Source organism: Streptomyces sp. CO7, assembly GCF_053474865.1.
In genome coordinates this window covers 36021-39429 of the sequence record NZ_JBRIOU010000006.1, presented here as the reverse complement: position 1 = coordinate 39429, position 3409 = coordinate 36021, and the positions used below count along the sequence as shown (strand labels likewise).

Here is a 3409-nt window from a genome sequence, read left to right as displayed (position 1 = left end):
CGCCCACCCGGCGCACCAGGTCCGGGTTCCAGGTCGCCCCCAGCCCCACCGCCTGGGGGAACACGGTGGCCGGCCCCATCCAGGCGACGCCGTGCAGCGCCTCCTGCCCGGTCCGGAAGGCGGCGACCCCCAGGCGCTCGACGGCCGGGACGAACTGGTGCAGGAACGCCGCCTTCTCCTCCACCGTGAGACGTGACAGCAGGTCCTCCGCACGCCGGGCGAACGGCAGCCGAGGATCACGGAACGGAAGCAGGGACGGCGGCGCTGCGGTCACGGATGGTCCCCCTGGCGCTGGAAGGGCGGGCTGCTTTCGAAGCGCTTCGATGCTCGACGGCGCCCCCCGCGGGTGTCAAGGCGGCCGGTGCCCCCAATCCCTCGTCACACCGACAAGCCCCGCGCCGCATGCGCGCAGGGCGGCCGGTTCCCGCTCCCAGGAAGTTTCGAAACGAGTCTTGTGCGCCCCATGGTGTTCACCTAACCTCGCTGCACATCGAAGCGCTTCGACAGGGCCGCAGCCGGCGTCCCCGTCGTCGACTGCCGTTCCAGCTCAGCCAGCTCAGCCAGCTCCGCCGAAGACACCGCAGCCGACCGGCCACCGCCGAGTGTCCTGGTGCGCCACGAAGGGTTGACGCAATGACGCCGAACGCCGCCCCCACCTCCGCCGGCCCCAGCCGGAGGAGCTTCCTCGCCTCCACCGCGGTCGTCACCGCCGCGGTGGCGGGCGGGATGCCGCTGCTCGCCGCCTGCGGCGGCGAGCAGGAGGACCGCAAGGAGGGCGCCACCTCCGGCAAGGAGGCACGCAAACTCCTCCCGGCCTTCGTGGCGTCGAACGTCGTCACGCCGGACCTGCCGGCGAAGAACGGATCGGCGGCCGGCTTCACCCAGGCGATCCCGTCGGCCCAGCTGAAGACCTCGGTGCCGAGCAAGCTGGGCAGCGGCGGCGGCCTCAAGATCATGTCGCCGTTCTGGGGGACGCCGCCCAAGGGCGACAACCCCTACTACAAGGCGATGGACGAGGCCGTCGGCGTCAAGGTCACCTGGCAGAACCAGGACGGCAACACCTATGACCAGAAACTCGGAGCCGTCCTCGCCTCCAGCACCATCCCCGACGTCGTGGTCGTCCCCGGCTGGAACCTGATGGGCCGCATACCCAGCGCCATCAACGCCAAGTTCGCCGACCTCGGCCCCTACCTGTCCGGGGACAAGGTCAAGGACTACCCCAACCTCGCCGCCGTGCCCACCGAGGCCTGGCAGCGCGGCATCTTCGGCGGGCAGCTGCGGGCGGTGCCCATGCCCGCGCCCTACATCACCGACATCGCACCGCTGTACCGCAAGGACGTGTTCGACGACGAGGGTTGGACGCCGCCCACCAGCCCGGACGCGTTCCTGTCCTGGGCCAAGGAGGCCACCGACGCCCGCTCCAAGCGCTGGGCCTGCGACGACATGAAGTGGACGGCCTTCAACATCTTCGGCACCCTCTCCGGCAGCGACAAGGCCCTGTGGTGGAACCTGGAGGACGGCAAGCTCGTCAACCGCGTCGAGACGGACGCCTACCTCGAGGCCCTGGAATGGACGCGCAAGCTCTACGCCGCCAAGGTGGTGCACCCCGACGCCGTGCAGGGCAAGACCGGCGGCGAGGCCGGCAACCGCTTCACCGCGGGCGAGGTGCTGATCTACAACCAGAACATCTCCGACTGGTGGGGCAAGACCGCCGAACAGCGCACCCAGCGCGACGACTTCGAGATGGCCGCGTTCGACATCTTCGGCGCCGACGGCGGCGACCCGACCCTCTGGGCGGTCCAGCCCGCCAACATCTTCACCTTCATCTCCCGCAAGGCGACCGAGCAGCAGGTCAAGGACTTCCTCGCGCTGTGCAACTTCTGCGCCGCGCCCTACGGCACCAAGGAGTTCATGCTCACCGCCTACGGCGTCGAGGGAACCGACTACGAGATCAAGGCCGGTCTGCCGGTCAAGACCACGCAGGGCGTCAACGAGGTCAACGGCGCCTACGACTACACCGGCAACCCCGCCCCCTACATCGCCTATCCCGACCTGCCCGACGTCACCCGCGGCATGGTCGAGTGGCAGCAGCGCATGGGCGCCTTCACCAAGAAGTCCTCCTTCTTCGGCCTCACCGTCACCGAACCCAACCGCTGGTCCAACCTCGCCGACGACTTCGAGCAGCTCGAGGACGACGTGGTGCGCGGCCGCAAGAAGATCAGCGACGTGCAGCAGGCCGTGTCCGACTGGCGCTCGCGGGGCGGCGACGGCCTGCGCGACTGGTACCGCAAGCTGCTCGACGACAGCGGCACCGCCAAGTGAGCCCGAGCGGACGCGAGGAGTAGCCGGTGTCGCACAGCACGGTGCCCCGGAGCCCGGCCGGGACGCCCGATCCCGGGTCCGGCTCCCGGAAGAAGGGCCCGGCCGCCCGGGGCCGGGCAGCAGGGCGGGCCACGACGAGGACCCCGGGGCGAAAGGGCGCGAAGACCCTGCGCACCCGATGGCGGCGCGACCGCACCCTCGTCCTGATGACCCTGCCCGCGCTGCTGCTGGTCCTGGTCTTCAACTACGTGCCGATCCTCGGCAACGTGGTCGCCTTCCAGGACTACGACCCCTACCTCAGCGAGAACGGCTTCGTCGCCGTCCTGGAGAGCCCTTGGATCGGGTTCGAGCAGTTCGAGCGGATCTTCGCGGACTCCGCGTTCTGGCACGCCGTGCGGAACACCTTCGTGCTGTTCTTCCTGCAGCTGGTGCTGTTCTTCCCCATCCCCGTCGTGCTCGCCCTGCTCATCAACAGCGTGGTCCGCCCCCGGGTACGGGCCGTCGCCCAGGCGATCATGTACCTCCCGCACTTCTTCTCCTGGGTCCTCGTCGTCACCGTCTTCCTGCAGATCTTCGGCGGCGCGGGCATCATCGCGCAGACCCTCCGCCAGCACGGCTACGAGGGCTTCGACCTGATGACCGACCCGGAGGTCTTCAAGTACCTGGTCACCCTGCAGGCCGTCTGGAAGGACGCCGGCTGGGGCATCATCGTCTTCCTCGCCGCGCTCTCCGCCGTCCCCGGCGAGCTGTACGAGGCCGCCGCCATGGACGGCGCCGGACGCCTGCGCCGCATGTGGCACGTCACCCTGCCCGCCCTGCGCCCGGTGATCGCCCTCCTCCTGGTCCTGCGGGTGGGCGACGCCCTCACCGTCGGATTCGAGCAACTCCTGCTGCAGAGACAGGCCGTGGGTGTCGAGGCCTCCGAGGTCCTCGACACCTACGTCTGGTGGAACGGCATCCGCAACCAGGACTTCGGCTACGCCGCCGCGGCGGGACTGATCAAGGGCCTGGTCGGGCTGTCCCTGGTGCTCGGCGCCAACAAGGTTGCCCACCTGATGGGCGAACAGGGGGTCTACCGCAAATGACC

2 protein-coding genes and 1 pseudogene are annotated in these 3409 nt (G+C 69.6%); 2 read left to right on the top strand and 1 reads right to left on the bottom strand.

Translation table 11 applies throughout. From position 1 onward, the window contains the following. Positions 1-274 (bottom strand): annotated as a pseudogene (locus ACOV8S_RS21530) (sugar hydrolase); the annotation flags it as partial. Between the two features lie 359 nt (positions 275-633). On the opposite strand from ACOV8S_RS21530, the gene ACOV8S_RS21525 reads away from it, so the two are divergent. Next, a complete protein-coding gene (locus tag ACOV8S_RS21525; protein WP_448319531.1) occupies positions 634-2322 on the top strand; it encodes an extracellular solute-binding protein in 1689 nt (562 codons plus the stop codon). A gap of 26 nt (positions 2323-2348) precedes the next feature. Then, positions 2349-3407, top strand: a complete 1059-nt coding sequence (locus tag ACOV8S_RS21520; RefSeq protein ID WP_448319529.1) for an ABC transporter permease — start codon at positions 2349-2351, stop codon at positions 3405-3407. The last annotated feature ends 2 nt before the right edge of the window (positions 3408-3409 follow it).